Origin of the sequence: Streptomyces incanus, assembly GCF_042656345.1 — a bacterium.
Classification (GTDB): Bacteria; Actinomycetota; Actinomycetes; order Streptomycetales; family Streptomycetaceae; genus Streptomyces; species Streptomyces incanus.
Genome location: NZ_JBHSPC010000107.1, coordinates 37780 through 55233, shown reverse-complemented (window position 1 = coordinate 55233; position 17454 = coordinate 37780). Strand labels below are relative to the sequence as shown.

Below are 17454 nucleotides of genomic sequence, written 5' to 3'. Positions count from 1 at the left end.
ACCCCATGAATCCCAACTTCCCCTGCAATCACGGGCTCCACGCTACGAGGGGATGGTCAGGCAGGACCTCACCCCCGCAGCGTAAACACCCGCTGTCCAGGACCCGGGGGGAACTTCAGGCAGCCGACCCGGTGACACCGCAAAACCCTGCGAATCACCCCAACGAGGCACCCTCACAAGATCTGCACCCAATCGCTTTCCGTGCCCGAGTCCCTCGTTTCCGGCCTCTCCTTCGCCGATTCCTACGCCTATCTGGACGACTGGGTCCTGACCGCGCTCGGGGACATGGGCATCAAGGCGTGGTACCAGCCGCTCAACGACATCGCGACCGAGGTTGGCAAGATCGCGGGCGCGGCGCAGAAGCGCCTCCTCCCGCGCGACGGCGGCACCGGAGCCGTCCTCCACCACGTGACCATGTCCTACGACATCGACGCGGACAAGATGCTGGAGGTCCTGCGGATCGGCAAGGAGAACATGTCCGACAAGGGCACCACCTCCGCCAAGAAGCGCGTCGACCCGCTGCGCCGTCAGACCGGTCTGTCCCGCTCCGAGGTCATCGACCGCATGATCGCCTCCTTCCGCACCCGCTACGGCCTGACGGTGGGTCACGTCACGAGGAGATGGCCAAGGCCGAGGAACTCGTCCGCACCAAGTTCGCCACGGAGGAGTGGCTCCACCGGGTGCCGTGACCGCCAAGTTCTGATCGGCCCGTGCGACCAGGGGTCTTCAGCGGGCCCTTCGGCGATAACCAGGCTCATGCCCGAGGGCCCACGGTGACGGAGCGGTACCTTGCCCGCGAGGACATCCGTGAACTGGGATGGGACGCGACGATATGTGTTCCTCCAGGTCTGCGGTGCGGGTGGGGTCGATGAACGGCCCCTCCCGGCTCCGCACCGTTCGCACGACGGAGAGCCGCCCTCGTGCGAACGGTGCGGACAAGGGGGCCCGCCGCACGTGTGCCCCGAACACGGGCGAACACCCGCAAGCCACCCGGTGCTACACCCTCACCGCCAGGATCGAGGTCCTCGCACAGGGGCTTACGCCACGCCCGCATCGGCGGGCGCAGCGGCGTCGGCGTCGAGCAGCCCGGCTCGCAGTTCGTGGGGTTGGCCGAACAACTGCGTCAGTGCCTGGGTGCGTTTGAAGATCAGATGGGCGTCGTGTTCCCAGGTGATCGCGATGCCGCCGAGCAGCTGGATCATCTCCCCTGCCGTCTTCAACGCCGCTTCGGTGGCGTAAGAGGCCGCGACTTCGGCCTTGATGTCGCCTGCGGCTGCCGCCCAGGTGGCGCTGCGGCTGGTCTCGACCAGGACGAGCATGTCGGCCATCCGGTGCTTCAGCGCCTGGAACGATCCGATCGGCCGCCCGAACTGGTGTCGCTCCTTCGCGTACGAGACGGTCACGTCCAGGGCACGCTGGGCGGCGCCGGTCGCGAGGGCCGCGGCCCCGATGCGGGCGGCTCTCCTTGCTCGTACAGCCGCTGCTTCTGCGCCGGTCGAGACCGGTGTCGCAGCCGCCGGGTCGAATACCACGGTCGCCAACTGGATCGTCTGGTCCATCGCGGGCGTCATGGTGACGTCGGCGGCGTCGACGAGCAGGAGGCGGTCGCCGTCGACGGCCAGGAGGATCTCCGCCTGCCCGGCGTAGAGCGTGGGGCCGGCCTGGACGACGGTGGCGACCGCACCGGCCGCGATGCGGCCGAGCAGCTCGTTGCGCAGATCCGACTCCGGTGCGGCCAGGAGGGCTTCCGCCGCGATGACACCGGCGATCAGGGGCGTCGGTGCCAGGGACCTGCCCAGCTCTTCGAGGACCAGCGCGGCTTCGACGAGGGAGGCGTCGGCGCCGCCGAACTCCTCGGGGATCGTGAGGGCGGCCGCCCCGATCTGTTCGACGAGCACCTCCCACAGGGAGGAGTCGAAGCCCGCCGGGTCGTCGAGTGCCTTCCGCACGGCGGCGGAGGCGGCGCGCTTGCCCAGCAGCGCCTGGACGGTGGAGACGAGGGCCTGCTGTTCGGGAGTCACCGTGCCGCCCCCTGCCGGACGTCCCGCTCGCCCAGGAGGGAGTCGAGCACGCGCTGCCTGTGGAACGCCGGCGTGCCCCAGGCGGTCGACAGCGCCTGGATGCGCAGCAGCCACAGTGACAGGTCGAGCTCGCGGGTGTAGCCGACCGCGCCGTGCACCTGGAGCCCGGTGCGGGCGGCGAGGACCGCCGCGTCGGAGGCGCACGCCTTGGCGGCGGAGACCGAGCGGGCGGCGTCGGCGCCGCCGGCGTCCAGGGCGAGGGCGGCGCCGTGGATCAGCGGACGCACGAAGTCCAACTGGATGCGGACGTCGGCCAGGGCGTGCTTGACCGCCTGGAAGCTCCCGATCGCACGGCCGAACTGGCGGCGCTGCTCGGCGTAGGCGACGGTATCGGCGAGCACGCGCTCGGCGGAGCCGAGGAGTTGGGCCGAGGCGGCGAGGCAGGCGGCCTCGAACCCGGCTCCTGCGGAGGTGGCGTGCACGCCGGGAGCGGGCGCCTCGCATCGGAAGAGTCTCCGCGTGATGTCGACGGACTCGGCGAGGTCGCCGACGCAGCCGTCGCCCACCACCGTGGCGACATCGGCGTCCAGCACGTACCCGTCGATCGGGACGCTGGCGACCAGGCCCTCGGCGATCGCGGTCGCCTCCTTGCCGCTCAGCGTTGCGGCCAGGAAAGCGGTCGACTCGATCCAGGGGCCGACGGCGAGGTGGCGGCCCAGCGCCTCGTGCGCGACGGCCAGGTCGACGAACGATCCGCCGACGCCCCCGTCCTCCTCGGCGACGAGCAGGGCGTTGACGCCCTGCTCGGCCAGCCTGCCCCAGATCTCCAAGCCGGGCCCGTGCGAGCCCTCGGCCCAGGCCCGGGCGGCGTCGACGGTGCGGGACGAGGCGAGCAGGGCGTCGAGGGAGGCGGCGAAGGCCTTCTGCTCGGCGGTGAGCTCGAAGTCCATGTCAGTTTCCCTTCGGTTCGCGGGGAAGGCCCAGGATGCGCTCGGCGACGATGTTGCGCTGCACCTCGTTGGTGCCGGCGTAGATCGGCCCCGCCAGGGCGAAGACGTGCCCGTCGGTCCACGCGTCGACCACTTCGGCGGAAGGCCCCCGCAGGGCCAGCGCGGTCTCGTGCAGGGCTAGGTCGAGTTCGCTCCACCAGACCTTGTTGACCGAGCCGGCGGCGCCCATCTCCGCGCCCGCGGCGAGGCGGGTCACGGTGCGCCAGGTGAAGAGCCGGTACGCCTCGGCCTTGATCCAGGCGTCGGCCACATCAGCTCCGAGGCGCGGATCCGGGGCGGTGGCGTACAGGTCGAGCAGTCGGTCGGCCGCCGCGAGGAACCGGCCGGGGGAGCGCAGGGAGAGGCCGCGCTCGTTGCCGGCCGTCGACATGGCCACGCGCCAGCCGTCGCCGGGTGCGCCGAGTACGTCGGCGTCGGGGACGAACACGTCGTCGAAGAAGATCTCGGCGAATCCGAGCCGCCCGTCGAGCTGGGCGATCGGGCGGACGGTGACGCCGGGAGCGTCCAGGGGGTAGAGGAAGTACGTGAGGCCGCGGTGGCGTTCGGCGGTCGGGTCGGAACGGAACAGCCCGAAGCCCCAGTGGGCGAAGGAGGCACGCGAGGACCAGGTCTTCTGGCCGTTGAGGACCCAGCCGCCGCGCTCGTCGTCGCGGGTCGCCGTCGAGCGCAGCGACGCGAGGTCGGAGCCGGCTTCGGGCTCCGACCAGCCCTGTGCCCAGATCGCCTCGCCGCGCGCCATCGCGGGCAGGAAGCGCTGCTGCTGCTCGGGCGTGCCGTGTTCGAAGATGATCGGTGCGAGCAGGAAGATGCCGTTCTGGGAGACCCGGCCGGGGGCGCCGGCGCGGTAGTACTCCTCCTCGAAGATCACCCACTCGTTCAGCGAGGCGTCACGCCCGCCGAACGCCTCGGGCCAGGACACGACGGAGAACTTCGCGTCGGCCAGTCGGGCCTCCCACTCCTGGTGGGCTGCGAACCCCTCTGCGGTGTCCATCGAGCGGAGCGGCTCGGCGGGCACGTTGGCCTTCAGCCACGCGCGCGCCTCGTCGCGGAACGCGGTCTCGGTGGGGGAGAGCTCAAGATCCATCGGCTGCCGCCTTGTTCTGTGCCGCCATCGACTTGGCGTCGAGGCCGCCGAGGGAGTCGCTGGAGACCTCGGCGTTGTGGGCGTGGGCGAAGTGGTGGAGCCCGAACACGGAGTCCATGCCGGCGCGCAGGCCCTGCAGGTCCTCGGCCTGGTTGATCGCCTTCTTGGTCAGGGCGAGGCCGAACCGCGGCATGTTCGCGATCCGTTGGGCCAGCGCGGCGACGTGGTTCTCCAGGTCCGCTCGCGGGACGACCTGGTTGACCATCCCGAGTTCGAGCGCCCGGGCGGCGGAGAAGCGGTCCCCGGTGTAGAGGAACTCCTTCGCGGCGCGCGGGTTCATCACCCACGGGTGCGCGAAGTACTCGACGCCGGGGATGCCCATGCGCACCACGGGGTCGGAGAAGAACGCGTCGTCGGAGGCGACGATGAAGTCGCAGCTCCAGGCCAGCATCAGGCCGCCGGCGATGCACGCGCCGTGGACGGCGGCGACGACGGGCTTGGGGATCTCGCGCCAGCGGCGGCACATGCCGAGGTAGACCTCGGACTCGCGGGCGAAGCGCTGGTCCCCGCCCTCCTTGTCGACGTGGGTCCACCACATCACGGCCTTGCGCTCGTACGCGACGTCGACGTCGCGGCCCGGCGTGCCGATGTCGTGGCCGGCGCTGAAATGCGCGCCGTTGCCGGCCAGCACGATCACCTTCACCTCGTCGTCGTCGACCGCCCGCGTGAAGGCGGCGTCGAGGGCGTAGGTCATCGCGGAGTTCTGCGCGTTCCGGTACTCGGGCCGGTTGAGCCGCACCCACGCCACACCGTCGACGACCTCGTAGGTGACGACGTCCTCAGTGGTTGTCACTGCTTCCCCAATTCTTTCTTGAGCACCTTGCCCGACGGGTTGCGGGGAAGGCCGTCGACGACCTCGACCAGGCGCGGCACCTTGAAGTTGGCGAGCTGGGCCCTGGCGAACGCGATCACCTCGTCGGCGGCGACCGTCCCGACGACGTAGGCCTTGCCGACCTCGCCCATGCGCTCGTCGGGCACGCCGACCACGGCGACGTCGCTGACGCCGTCGAGGCGCATGAGGGTCTGTTCGACTTCGGCGGGGTAGACGTTGAACCCGCCGGAGATGTACATGTCCTTGAGCCGGTCGACGATCTTCAGGTTGCCGTCGGCGTCGACGGTTGCGACGTCGCCGGTGTGCAGCCATCCGTCGGCGTCGATCGCCTGGGCGGTGGCCTCGGGGTCGTCGAGGTAGCCGAGCATCACGTAGTCGCCGCGCACCAGGAGCTCGCCGCCGTCGCCGAGGCCGATCTCCATGCCGGGGACGGCCCGGCCGCTGGTGTTGGCGACGGTCTCGGCGGAGTCGCCCTCGCGGCACATCGTGACCACGACCGCCTCGGTCATGCCGAAGGCGGAGACGATCCGGTCGATCCCCAAGGCGTCGCGCATCTGCTCGATCAGCACGACGGGCACGACGGCCGCACCTGTGACGGCGAGGCGGAGCGAGGACACGTCGTACTGCGGCCGGCTGGGCGCGGTCAGCAGCGACTGGTAGATCGTCGGGGCGCCGGGCAGGACGGTGATCTTCGCGTCCTGGATCAGCCGCAGCGTGTCGTCGGGGTCGAACGTCGCCGGCGGGTAGAGGGTCGCCCCGGTGACGAGCCCGGTGACGATGCCGACCTTGTAGCCGAAGGAGTGGAAGAACGGGCTGATCGCCAGGTAGCGGTCGTCAGCGGTCACGCCGGTGAGCCCGCTCCAGGCGCGGGCGACGCCGACGGTCTGGCGGTGGGCGCTGAGGGCGCCCTTGGGCTTTCCGGTGGTGCCGGAGGTGAACAGGATGTCGGCCACGTCGTCGGGGGAGACCTTCGACGCCCGCACGACCACCTCGTCCTCGGAGACGGTCGGTTCGACCGCGTCGAAGAACTGCTCGGTCCCGCTCGGGCGGAGGGTGACGACGGCGGCACCGGTCGCACCGGCGGCGCGCAGCTCGGCCGCCTGGCCGCGGCCGAGGAAGCCGTCGTCGAGCACCACGACCTTCGCACGCGTACGCGTGACGATGTCGGCCGCCTCGCGACCGGTGTAGCGGCTGTTCACCGGGACGAGCGTCGCCCCGCAGTAGTGCACGCCGAGCGCGGCCATCACCCACGCGACCGAGTTGGGCGCCCAGACCGCCACCCGGTCGCCGGGGTCGACGCCGAGGGTGGCGAACCGGCGGGCAGCCGCCCGCACGCGCTGCCGCAACTCGTTGAACGTGACGACGTTCGAACCGCTGACGTACGCCGGCTTGTCGCCGTGGGTCCGCGCGGCGGCGTCGAGGACGGCAGGGATGGTGTTCGGTGCGGCGACTGGTTCTCCGGAACGCACAGGGCCATCCTCCTTTTCGGGTTCTATCAAATGCTTGTTAGGTAGGCTATCGTAACGCCGTCCGGTGGCAACAGGGGCCGGGCCGCACATCTTGATCCCATCCAGGAGGCCGGCGACGTGTCCGACAACGAGGCGTTTCGCACCGATGTGCGAACTTGGCTCGACATGCACCTGTCCGGCGAGTTCGCGGGCCTTCGCGGGACGGGCGGCCCGGGCCGCGACCACGAGGCCTTCGAGGAGCGGCTCGCCTGGAACCGCCACCTCGCGGCGGCCGGTTGGACAGGGCTGGGCTGGCCGGAGGAGTACGGCGGTCGCGGCCTCTCGCTGGAGCAGCAGGTGATCTTCCACGAGGAGTACGCCCGCGCGGACGCGCCGCACACGGTGAACCACCTCGGCGAACAACTGCTCGGACCGACGTTGATCGCCTTCGGCACCGAGGAGCAGAAGCAGCGGTTCCTGCCGAAGATCCTCGACGTAACCGAGCTGTGGGCGCAGGGCTACTCCGAGCCCGGCGCGGGGTCGGACCTCGCCTCGGTCGCCACGAAGGCGCGGCTCGACGAGCGGACCGGCGAGTGGGTCGTCGACGGGCAGAAGATCTGGACCTCGCTGGCGCACTGCGCCCAGTGGATCTTCGTCCTGGCCCGCACCGAGCCCGGCTCGGTCAAGCACGCGGGCCTGTCCTTCCTGCTGGTGCCGATCGACCAGCCCGGCGTCGAGGTGCGCCCCATCGAGCAGCTCACCGGTGGCTCGGAGTTCAACGAGGTCTTCTTCACCGGTGCGCGGACGTCGGCCGACCTGGTGGTCGGCGAGGTCGGCGGAGGCTGGCGGATCGCCACCGGCCTGCTCGGATTCGAACGCGGCGTGTCGACGCTGGGCCAGCAGGTGGGGTTCGCCCGCGAGCTCGACGACCTCATCGACGTCGCCCGGGGCAACGGCTCCATCGACGACCCGGTGATCCGCGACAGGCTCGCCCAGCTGAAGGTCGAGTTCGAGGTCATGCGCGCCAACGCCGTGCGCGGACTCTCCCGGCTCGACGGCGGGTCCGACTCCGCCGCCGGCGGGGGCGCGGCCTCGATCGCCAAGCTGGTCTGGGGCAATTGGCACCGCAAGCTCGGCGAGGTGGCGATGCAGGTGCGGGGGCCGGCGTCCCTGCTCCAGAGCTCCGGCCCGGAGGCCTACAACCTGGACAACTGGCAGCGGCTGTTCCTGTTCAGCCGCGCCGACACGATCTACGGCGGATCCGACGAGATCCAGAAGAACATCCTCGCCGAGCGCGTGCTCGGCCTCCCGAAGGAACCGAAGGTGGCCCTGGCATGACCGCAAAGCCGTTCGCCCTCAATCCGACCTATGTGCCCGGCCACAACCTGCTCGACGGCAGGACGGTCGTCGTCACCGCGGGGGCCGGCGCCGGGATCGGCGCCGCTGTCGTGCGCCGGGCGCTCGACGAGGGCGCGAGGGCCGTCGTCATCGGCGACACCCACGAGCGCCGGCTCAAGGAGGCCCAGGAGGAGCTGGGCACGGAGTTCGGCGCCGACCGGGTGCGCACCCTGGTCTCCGACGTCACCAAGGACGCCGACATCGAGGCGCTGCTGGATGCGGCCGACGAGTTCGGCGGCGTCGACGTGATGATCAACAACGCCGGACTCGGCGGCACCGCCAACATCCTGGACATGACCGACGAGCAGTGGGACAAGGTCATCGCCATCTCCCTGACCGGGACGTTCAAGTCCATCCGCGCCGCGGGCACACGGATGAGGGAGCGCGGGGGAGTCATCGTCAACAACGCCTCCGTCGTCGGCTGGCGCGCCCAGGAGGGCCAGGCCCACTACGCCGCGGCCAAGGCCGGGGTGATGGCGCTGACCCGGTGCGCCGCCCTCGACCTCGCCCCGTACGGCATCCGCGTCAACGCGGTCAGCCCGTCACTGGCGATGCACGCGTTCCTGGCCAAGGTCACCTCCGACGAACTGCTCGACGAGCTCACCGGCCGTGAGGCGTTCAACCGCGCCGCCGAGCCGTGGGAGGTCGCCAACGTCATGGTCTTCCTCGCCTCCGACTACTCCTCCTACATGACCGGCGAAGTGGTCTCCGTGAGCAGTCAGCGAGCCTGAGGAGGACCCGTGTCGGCGAACAGGCGGCACGGGTGAGGCGAGAATTCCTCTGTGACCAAGACCAGCAGCAGCGACAGTAAGAAGACCGCGATGAGCCCGTCGCCCGAGCGGCGCGAGGAACTCCTGGCCACCGCAGCGGAAGTGTTCGCCGCGCAGGGCTACAACGCCACCACGGTCCGCAAGATCGCGGACGAGGCGGGCCTGCTCGCAGGCAGTCTCTACTACTACTTCGACTCCAAGGAGTCGATGCTCGACGAGATCCTCTCCGGGTTCCTCACCGAGCTCTGGGCCCGGTACGACGCCGTGCTCGGCACCGACCTCGGGCCCAGGGAGACCCTTGAGGCCCTCGTCACCGAGTCCTTCCGGGAGATGGACCAGCGCCGCGCCGCCGTCGCCATCTACCAGAGGGAGTCCAAGCACCTCCAGAACCAGCCGCGCTTCGCCTTCCTCGTCGAGTCGCAGAAGAAGTTCGAGAAGGCGTGGCTGGGCACGTTGGAGCGCGGAGTGGCCGCCGAGGTCTTCCGCGCGGACCTCGACATCCGGCTCACCTACCGCTTCCTGCGCGACACCGTCTGGGTCGCCGTGTCCTGGTACCGGCCGGGTGGACAGCACAGCCCGGAGGAGATCGCCCGCCAGTACCTGTCGATGGTGCTGGAGGGCATCGCCCTCCGCGAATGACACCGATACATCGCAGATTCGAAGAAGGAGCGGCCATGGCCGAGGCATACATCATCGAAGCGGTACGCACCCCCGTCGGCAGGCGGGGCGGCGGGCTGTCCGCCGTGCACCCGGCCGACCTCGGCGCGCACGTGCTGAAGGCGCTGATGGAGCGCTCCGGCGCCGACCCGGCGGCCGTCGAGGACGTGGTCTTCGGCTGCCTGGACACCGTCGGACCGCAGGCCGGCGACATTGCCCGCACCTGCTGGCTGGCCGCCGGGCTGCCCGAGGAGGTGCCCGGGGTGACCGTGGACCGGCAGTGCGGCTCCTCCCAGCAGGCCGTGCACTTCGCCGCCCAGGCGGTGATGTCCGGCACCAGCGACCTGGTGGTCGCGGGCGGCGTGCAGAACATGTCGCAGGTGCCGATCGCCTTCGCCAGCCGCCAGGCCGCTCTGCCGCTCGGGCTGACCGAGGGCCCGTACGCCGGCTCCTCGGGCTGGCGGGCCCGCTACGGCGACCAGCCGGTCAACCAGTTCCACGGCGCCGAACTCATCGCCCGCCACTGGGACATCTCCCGCCGTGACATGGAGGAGTACGCGCTCCGCTCCCACCAGCGGGCGGTCCGCGCGATCGACGAGGGCCGCTTCGAGCGCGAGCTCGTCCCGTACGGGGACGTGACGGCCGATGAGGGCCCGCGCCGCGACACCACCCTGGAGAAGATGGCGGGCCTCGCGCCGCTGGTCGAGGACGGCCGACTGACCGCCGCCGTCGCCTCGCAGGTCTCCGACGGCGGCTCCGCGATGCTGCTTGCGAGCGAACGCGCGGTACGGGAGCACGGGCTGACTCCGCGCGCCCGCATCCACCACCTCTCGGTGCGCGGCGAGGACCCGATCCGGATGCTGTCCGCGCCGATCCCGGCCACGGCGTACGCGCTCAAGAAGGCCGGGATGACGCTCGACGACATCGACCTGGTCGAGATCAACGAGGCGTTCGCCTCGGTCGTCCTGGCCTGGTTGAAGGAGACCGGCGCCGACCCGGACAAGGTCAACGTCAACGGCGGCGCCATCGCCCTCGGGCATCCGCTGGGCGCCACCGGCACCAAGCTGATGACCACGTTGCTGCACGAACTGGAGCGCACCGGCGGGCGGTACGGCCTGCAGACGATGTGCGAGGGCGGCGGCCAGGCCAACGTCACCATCATCGAACGCCTCTGACACGCGCCTGCCCGGCCGCCTCCCCCCCTGTGCGGGCGGGCGGCCGGTCCCTGCTGAGCAGGCTCTTCTCCCGGCGGCGCAGCGCCGGGGCAGGGTTTCGGAATCCCGGCCCGAAAAGCATTGACGCAAATGTAGCCAGTGGCTAGCGTCATCGCATTCACGCTACATGATTCCGGTCACATCGAATGCCGGGCCGGTCTGCACCCACCTCGAGCGGCCGTCCCCCAAGCACAGATCAGGAGCAACAGGGTGAAGACACGTAAGACCAACTGGGGCCGCTGGGGCGACTCGGATGAACGGGGCACCCTCAACCTCCTCACCCCGGAGTTGGTGCTCGCCGCGCTCCGACTGCCCAAGACCGGCAAGACCTACAGCCTCAGCATCCCGATCCAACGGTCGGGCGTGCCGAACCTCGAATACCGGGGAACGCCGCAGCGGCTGACCCTGACCAACCACGACGACGAGGCTATGGCCCGCGCCAATGGCGGCGCCCCCGGCGTCGGCGCCAACGAGGACCAGCTGATCCTCCCCTCGCACACGTCGACGCACCTGGACGCGCTCTGCCACGCCTACGCGGACGACAAGATCTACAACGGGTACCCGGCCGACCAGATGACGCCCTACTCGGGCGCGGCGAAGTGCAGCATCGACAAGGTCGGCGGGATCGTCGGCCGCGGCGTCCTGGTCGACGTCGCCGCGTCGAAGGGCGTGGACCGGCTGGAGCCGGGCTACGTCATCACCCCGGCCGACCTGCAGGAGGCACTGGACCAGCAGGAAGTCGCGTTGCAGCCGGGCGACCTGGTGCTGATCCGCACCGGCTGGCTCGAAGCCTTCATGGCCGGCCGGGCCGACATCATGCCGCAGCCGGGGATCGGCCTCGAAGCCGCCGCGTTCCTCGCCGAGAAGGACCCGGCGCTCATCGGATCGGACAACTCGGCCATCGAGTCGATCCCGTTCGACCAGCACGTGTACCTCGGCGGCCACATCATCCTGCTCGTGGAGCACGGCATCCACCTGCTGGAGAACATGAACCTGGCCGAGTTGGCGGCCGACCGGTGCTTCGACTTCCTGCTCAGCATCGGCGCCCTCAAGATCACCGGCGCGACCGCGAGCCCGGTCACCCCCGTGGCGATCGGCTGACCCCTCCACCCGGCCCCGCCTGGCAAGGACCTCTGATGACCGAGAACACCGGCGCGACCGCGAGCCCCTACCGCACCTCCCACGTCGGACTGTGCGTCTCCGACCTGGGGAAGAGCCTTCGCTTCTACTGCGAGGGACTGGGCTTCGCCAAGATCATGGAGTACGACCTCGACGAGCAGATCCCCGAGGTCGACGCCCCGTGCAGCCTCACCTCGACCTTCCTCCAGAAGGACGGCTTCCGGGTGGAACTGCTGTCCTACCGTCAGCCGGGCGTGATCGGCGCCCCGCCGACCCGCCGCAACCACCTGGGGATGACCCACCTGTCGTTCTTCGCCGACGACATCGACGCCGCGGCGGAGGCGCTGAGCGAGTTCGGCGGCACGCTCGTCCCGGACACCCGCGCGGGCCTGGGCGATCCGGACGCGCCCCAGTTCGTCTTCGTGGCCGACCCCGACGGCAACCGCATCGAGCTCATGCACATCCCGGCCGGAACCCCTTGGTAATCGACCCTCAGAGCCGAGACGAATACAAGGACGACAATGACCATCTCCGAAGAGAAGACCACCCGCGACGCACACCTCTGGACGCCTCAGCGCAAGGTTGAGGACCTGGAGTGGTTCCGGGCCAAGTACGCGGCCGAGCGGGACAGGCGTCTGCCGAACACCGGCGCCGACACCTTCAAGGCCGTCGACTTCGACGGCGCGCTCGCCGGCTTCGACGCCGACCCGTGGGCGGACGGCCCCCGGACCGCGCCGGCGGTGACCGCCGATCTCGACATGCTCATCATCGGCGCCGGCTTCATGGGGCTCAGCGCCGGCATCGAGCTGAAGAAGATCGGCGTCACCAACTTCAAGATCCTCGACGTCGCCGCCGACTTCGGCGGCACCTGGTACTGGAACCGCTATCCGGGCGTGCGCTGCGACGTCGAGTCCTACATCTACCTCCCCTTCCTGGAGGAGACCGGCTACATACCGACCGAGCGGTACGTGCGGGGCAGTGAGATCTTCGCGTACTGCCGTCAGCTGGGCGAGCGGTTCGGCCTCTACGAGAACGCCCTCTTCCAGACCCGCGTCACCGACATGGAGTGGGACGAGACCACCGCCCGCTGGACGGTTCGCACCGACGGCGGCGACGTCCTCCGTGCCCGCTTCGTCTCGACGCAGAGCGGCCAGTTCACCCGCCCGCAGCTCCCCGGGATCCCCGGGGTGGAGACCTTCCGCGGCCACAGCTTCCACACCAGCCGGTGGGACTACGCCTACACCGGCGGCGACATCACCGGGAACCTGGAGAAGCTGCGCGACAAGCGCGTCGCCATCATCGGAACCGGCGCCACCGGCGTGCAGGCCATCCCGCAGCTCGCCGAGTACGCGGAGTCCCTGGTCGTCTTCCAGCGCACCCCCACCCAGATCGCCCCCCGCGAGAACGCGCCGACCGACGTCGAGTGGTTCCGGTCCCTCCCGGAGGGCTGGAGCAGGACGCGTCGCGCGAGCTTCGACAAGTGCGCGATGGACCGGGCCACCGCGGACTGCGAGGTCGACGACGGCTGGATCAAGTTCGCGAAGTACCAGCTGAACGCGGTCTACGAGGCCGGGGGAGCGGAGCCGACCCTCGACCAGTACATGGACGCCATGGAGCGCTCGGACTACCAGTGGAACGAGATGCTGCGCGACCGTGTCGACGCCGTCGTCACGGACCCCGCGAAGGCCGAGAAACTGAAGACCTACTACCGCACCATGTGCAAGCGGCCAGGCTTCAGCGACGACTTCCTGCCCGCGTTCAACAAGGAGTCGGTCGACATCGTCGACACCACCGCGACGCCGATCGACCGGATCACCGGGACGGGCATCGTCGTCGGCGACCGCGCGTACGAGGTCGACCTCATCGTCTACGCCACCGGGTTCCAGCAGGGCCGCACCTGGACCGACAAGGCCGGCTACGACGTGGCGGGCTGCAACGGGAACCTCCTGTCGAAGAAGTTCGCCCACGGCGTCAGCACCTACCACGGCTTCCTGAGCGGCGACTTCCCCAACCTGTTCTTCCTGGGCTTCACCCAGTCGACGCAGGTGTCGAACATCGCCAACCTCATCGACCACCAGGCCAAGCACATGGTCTACATGGTCGGCAAGTGCCTCGCCGAGGGCATCCGGGCCATCGAGCCCACCCCCGAGGCCGAGGCCGCCTGGAACCGGACCATCTCCGAGCACGCCGAGATGCGGCGCGACTGGAACACGACCTGCACCCCCGGCCAGTACAACAACGAGGGCCGCCTCGACGACAGGCGCAGCACGCTCGTGGCCGGCCTGCACGGACCGGGCTACGTCTACTTCGACCTGCTCCGCACATGGCGCGAGGACGACAGGTTCGAGGGCATCGCCGTGACCCGCTGAGGCCATCGGCCCGGCGCACGTTTCCATACGCATCCTTCAAGGACGAGGGAGTACGCATGACATTGACCCCGGTAAGGCTCGGACAGGCGTTGTTCACCCTGGTGGACCCGGTGCGTGGACACGAGGCCGCCTACAACCGCTGGTACGAGCGCGACCACCGCTACTCGGGCTGCATGATCGGGCCCGGCTGGTTCGCCGGCTCCCGCTGGGTCGCCCCCAAGCGGCTCAAGGACCTCCGTTTCCCCGAGAGCGGGCCGGTCGCCACCAAGACCGAGGACGGTTCCTACCTCGCGATCTACTGGGTGCACGAGCCGGAGACGGAGGAGGCCGAGGCCTGGGCGCGCACCCAGGTCGGCGAGCTGTACGCCGCTGGCCGCGGCTTCGCCGAGCGCGAGCACGTGCACACCGGCCAGTACCTGCCCGACTCCACCCTCTCGGCCCAGGAGGACGGCGTCCCGCTCGAACTGGCGCTCGACCACCGCTATCAGGGCCTGGTCACCGTGATGATCGAGCCGGCCGACGGCGTCGACCGCGCCGAGGCGATCAAGGCCATCGACGCGGGGCCCGTCAGGACGCTGCTCGACACCGGGGCGGTCGACCGGGTGAGCAGCTGGCGGATGAAGCCGTGGCCCGCCGATCACAACGTGCCGATGAAGATGGGCAACGACGGCGGGACGATGGAGCGCATCCTGCAGCTGTGCTTCCTCGAAGGCGACCCCGTCGAGAGCTGGCAGCACATCGTCGACTACGCCGCGGACATCGAGCGCACGGGCGTCGGCCGGGTCACCTTCGCGTCGCCGTTCCTCCCCACCGTGGTCGGCACCGACAAGTACACCGACGAGCTGTGGTGAGACGCCATGCTCAGCGGTGAGAAGATCCTGGTGACCGGGGTCGCCGGGCAGATCGCCTTCCCGATCGCCCGCGCCCTGGCCGCCGAGAACGAGGTGTGGGGGCTGGCGAGATTCAGCCGCCCCGACGACCGGCAACGGGTCGGCGCGGCCGGGATCACCCCGGTCGCCTGCGACCTCGGGGGCGGCGATTTCACCGACGTCCCCACGGACTTCACCTACGTCGTGCACCTGGCCGCGACCCTGGCCCCGGACTGGGACTTCGACGCAGCCCTCCGCACCAACGCGGAGGGCACCGGGCTGCTCCTCCAGCACTGCAGGTCGGCCAAGGGGACGCTCGTCATGTCGACCCACTCGGTGTACCGGCCACAGGACGACCCCTGGTACGTGTTCACCGAGGGGTCGCCGCTCGGGGAGTGCAACAGCACCCACACCCCGACGTACTCGATGTCGAAGATCGCCCAGGAGGCCACCGCCCGTTTCGCCGCCCGCGCCTTCGGCGTCCCGGTGACGATCGCGCGGATGAACGCCTCCTACGGCCCCAACGGCGGACTGCCCGCCATGCACATCGACGCCCTCGCCGAGGGCCGCACGATCACCACGCGGTGGGATCCGTGCCTCTACAGCCCGATCTACGAGGACGACATCAACTCGCAGGTCGAGGCCCTGCTCCAGGCAGCGTCCACCCCGGCCACCATCGTGAACTGGGGCGGCGACGAACCGGTCAGCGTGCAGGAGTGGACGGCCTACGCCGGCGAGCTGATGGGCGTCCGCCAGACCGTCGAGGTGGCCCCGATCGAGGGGACGCTCCGGGGGTCGGTCGCCGACACGACCCGCCGCGCGGCCATCACCGGGCCGTGCGCGGTCGACTGGCGCGAGGGCATCCGCCGCACCGTCGCCGCCCGGCACCCGGACAAGCTCGTCGCGACCGCGCGCTGAACGTCCGTGACGAAGACCTCTTTGGGAAAGACATGCAAACCACACTGCACGGCACCCTGCCCGCCGAGCGGGCGGGCGCCCCCGCGCCCCCCGAACTCCTGGCCCGCCGGGCACAGTTCGCCGCGACCGAGATCGACCCCGCGCTGGGAGTCATGGCGGGCGACGCCGACCTCGCGGGCGTGTCCTGCCGGACGATCAGCGCCGGCGACCGGGCCACCGTCCTGTACCTGCACGGCGGCGGCTACCGTATGGGCACGCCGGAGGCCTACGACGCCCACCTCGCGCGTCTGGCGGCGGGCGCCGAGGCGACCGTCGTCGTACCGAGGTACCGACTCGCGCCGGAGCACCCGTTCCCGGCCGGACTGCGTGACGCCGTCGCCCTCTACGAGGAGCTCGCCGCCACGACGGCCGGGCCGCTCGTCGTCGCCGGCGACTCGGCGGGCGCCGGCCTCGCCGCCTCCGTCGCCGCCGTCGCGGACACCGGCGGCATCCGCGCCCCCGACGGGCTGATGCTGCTCTCCCCGTGGCTGGACCTGCGCTGCTCCTCGCCGTTCTACGGGACCGCGACCGATGCCTTCTTCCCGCTGGCGACGGCCGCATCGGCACGCGAGGACTACCTGCAAGGCGCCCGTGCGGACGACCCCCTGGTCTCGCCGCTGCTGGCCGGCCACGCCGGCTTCCCGCCCACCTTGATCCAGGTCGGCGCCGCCGAGGCGCTCCTGGGGGACGCCCTGGACCTGGCCCGCTCCCTCGCGGGCGCGAACATCACCTGCACGCTGGAGGTGATCGCGGACCGAGGGCACACCTGGCCGCTGATCCACCCCGACCACGACGCCTCCGTCGCCGCCGTCGAGTCGTGCGTGCGGTTCGTCCGGTCGACGGCCCGGTGACGACGAGAGCGGGAGACGAATGAAGCATCCTTGGGCAGGCCGCGATCTGGGGACCAGGACGGTCTCCTACGACGAGAACGACGCGATCCTGTACGCACTCGCCGTCGGGGCCACGGCACAGCAGTTGGACCTGGTGTTCGAGCGCGACCTGCGCGTGCTGCCGACGTTCGCCCTGGTCCTGGGGCAGTGGGCCCCCGACGCGGTCGGAACGGCCGGAGCGTTCGACCCGCGTGTCGCCGTGCACGGGTCGCAGCGCCTCGACGTCCACGGCCCGCTTCCCCGCGCCGGCGCCGTCGAGATGTCGGCGCGGGTGCGCGAGGTGTGGGACAAGGGCAGCGCCGCCGTCTTCGACATCGAGGTGGCCGCCGAGCAGTTCACCGCGGTCTGGTCCGTCTTCGCCCCCGGCGCGGGGGGTTTCGGGGGCGAACGGGGCGCCTCCGTGCCCCGAGGGACCGGGGAACGGGCGCGCGAGGTGCCCGTGGCGACGCGGGCCGAACAGGCGGCCCTGTACCGGCTGCTCGGCGACAAGCACCACATCCATGTCGATCCCGAGGCCGCAAAGGCGATCGGCGCCCCACGTCCCATCCTGCACGGCCTGTGCTCGCTGGCAGCCTCCGCGCTGGCGCTCGCCCCGGCGTACGGCGCGCACCCCGCCGACCTCACCGTGCTGGAGGGACGCTTCGCGAGCCCCGTCCTCCCGGGCGACTCCCTGGCGGTCCGCGACTCGGGCGCGGGCGGCTTCGAGGTCGCCGTCGAGGACAGAACCGTGATCAGCGGAGGCCGGATCGGCTTCGC

16 protein-coding genes and 1 pseudogene are annotated in these 17454 nt (G+C 70.6%); 12 read left to right on the top strand and 5 right to left on the bottom strand.

Annotated features, from left to right (window positions below; translation table 11 throughout):
* Window positions 1–186: 186 nt before the first annotated feature.
* A pseudogene (locus ACFP2V_RS30875) lies at window positions 187–689 on the top strand (lipoate--protein ligase family protein); the annotation flags it as partial.
* A gap of 348 nt (window positions 690–1037) precedes the next feature.
* Here ACFP2V_RS30875 and ACFP2V_RS30870 read toward each other — a convergent pair.
* Genes ACFP2V_RS30870 through ACFP2V_RS30850 form a run of 5 tightly spaced genes read right to left on the bottom strand, consistent with a single transcriptional unit; the run spans window position 1038 to window position 6476 of the window.
* Window positions 1038–2021 carry an acyl-CoA dehydrogenase family protein gene (locus ACFP2V_RS30870; RefSeq protein WP_055628923.1) on the bottom strand — a complete coding sequence of 328 codons (984 nt, stop codon included), beginning with the start codon at window positions 2019–2021 and terminating at the stop codon, window positions 1038–1040.
* Window positions 2018–2971, bottom strand: coding sequence for an acyl-CoA dehydrogenase family protein (locus tag ACFP2V_RS30865; RefSeq protein ID WP_055628922.1), 954 nt, complete (start codon window positions 2969–2971; stop codon window positions 2018–2020). The genes ACFP2V_RS30870 and ACFP2V_RS30865 overlap by 4 nt, the downstream gene beginning before the upstream one ends.
* Window position 2972: 1 nt before the next feature.
* Entirely contained in the window at window positions 2973–4115 is a 1143-nt protein-coding gene (locus ACFP2V_RS30860; protein ID WP_381218580.1) for an acyl-CoA dehydrogenase family protein, read from the bottom strand.
* Entirely contained in the window at window positions 4105–4968 is an 864-nt protein-coding gene (locus tag ACFP2V_RS30855; RefSeq protein ID WP_055628920.1) for an enoyl-CoA hydratase, read from the bottom strand. The genes ACFP2V_RS30860 and ACFP2V_RS30855 overlap by 11 nt, the downstream gene beginning before the upstream one ends.
* Window positions 4965–6476: a FadD3 family acyl-CoA ligase gene (locus ACFP2V_RS30850; RefSeq protein WP_055628919.1), complete on the bottom strand. Its 1512-nt coding sequence runs from the start codon at window positions 6474–6476 to the stop codon at window positions 4965–4967. The genes ACFP2V_RS30855 and ACFP2V_RS30850 overlap by 4 nt, the downstream gene beginning before the upstream one ends.
* Before the next feature lie 117 nt (window positions 6477–6593).
* On the opposite strand from ACFP2V_RS30850, the gene ACFP2V_RS30845 reads away from it, so the two are divergent.
* The 11 genes from ACFP2V_RS30845 to ACFP2V_RS30795 all read left to right on the top strand — a co-directional run.
* A complete protein-coding gene (locus tag ACFP2V_RS30845) occupies window positions 6594–7793 on the top strand; it encodes an acyl-CoA dehydrogenase family protein (protein WP_381218579.1) in 1200 nt (399 codons plus the stop codon).
* On the top strand, window positions 7790–8584 hold the full coding sequence (locus ACFP2V_RS30840; RefSeq protein WP_055628917.1) for an SDR family oxidoreductase: 795 nt from the start codon (window positions 7790–7792) through the stop codon (window positions 8582–8584). Before ACFP2V_RS30845 ends, ACFP2V_RS30840 begins: the two co-directional genes overlap by 4 nt.
* Window positions 8585–8674: 90 nt before the next feature.
* A complete protein-coding gene (locus tag ACFP2V_RS30835; protein ID WP_055628934.1) occupies window positions 8675–9262 on the top strand; it encodes a TetR/AcrR family transcriptional regulator in 588 nt (195 codons plus the stop codon).
* 35 nt (window positions 9263–9297) lie between these two features.
* A complete protein-coding gene (locus ACFP2V_RS30830) occupies window positions 9298–10455 on the top strand; it encodes an acetyl-CoA C-acetyltransferase (protein ID WP_055628916.1) in 1158 nt (385 codons plus the stop codon).
* Between the two features lie 249 nt (window positions 10456–10704).
* The gene (locus ACFP2V_RS30825) at window positions 10705–11595 is read left to right on the top strand and encodes a cyclase family protein (protein WP_381218578.1); all 891 of its coding nucleotides are present in this window, start codon (window positions 10705–10707) and stop codon (window positions 11593–11595) included.
* A 35-nt stretch (window positions 11596–11630) separates the two neighbouring features.
* A complete protein-coding gene (locus ACFP2V_RS30820; protein WP_381218577.1) occupies window positions 11631–12098 on the top strand; it encodes a VOC family protein in 468 nt (155 codons plus the stop codon).
* Between the two features lie 36 nt (window positions 12099–12134).
* A complete protein-coding gene (locus ACFP2V_RS30815; protein ID WP_079048018.1) occupies window positions 12135–13982 on the top strand; it encodes a flavin-containing monooxygenase in 1848 nt (615 codons plus the stop codon).
* Window positions 13983–14038: 56 nt separating this feature from the next.
* Complete coding sequence (locus ACFP2V_RS30810) at window positions 14039–14833, top strand: hypothetical protein (protein WP_141666153.1); 795 nt, start codon at window positions 14039–14041, stop codon at window positions 14831–14833.
* Window positions 14834–14839: 6 nt separating this feature from the next.
* Complete coding sequence (locus ACFP2V_RS30805; RefSeq protein ID WP_381218576.1) at window positions 14840–15769, top strand: NAD-dependent epimerase/dehydratase family protein; 930 nt, start codon at window positions 14840–14842, stop codon at window positions 15767–15769.
* A gap of 32 nt (window positions 15770–15801) precedes the next feature.
* Entirely contained in the window at window positions 15802–16659 is an 858-nt protein-coding gene (locus tag ACFP2V_RS30800; protein ID WP_381218575.1) for an alpha/beta hydrolase, read from the top strand.
* Between the two features lie 19 nt (window positions 16660–16678).
* On the top strand, window positions 16679–17454 hold a 776-nt coding region (locus ACFP2V_RS30795; protein WP_381218574.1), incomplete at its 3' end, for a MaoC/PaaZ C-terminal domain-containing protein.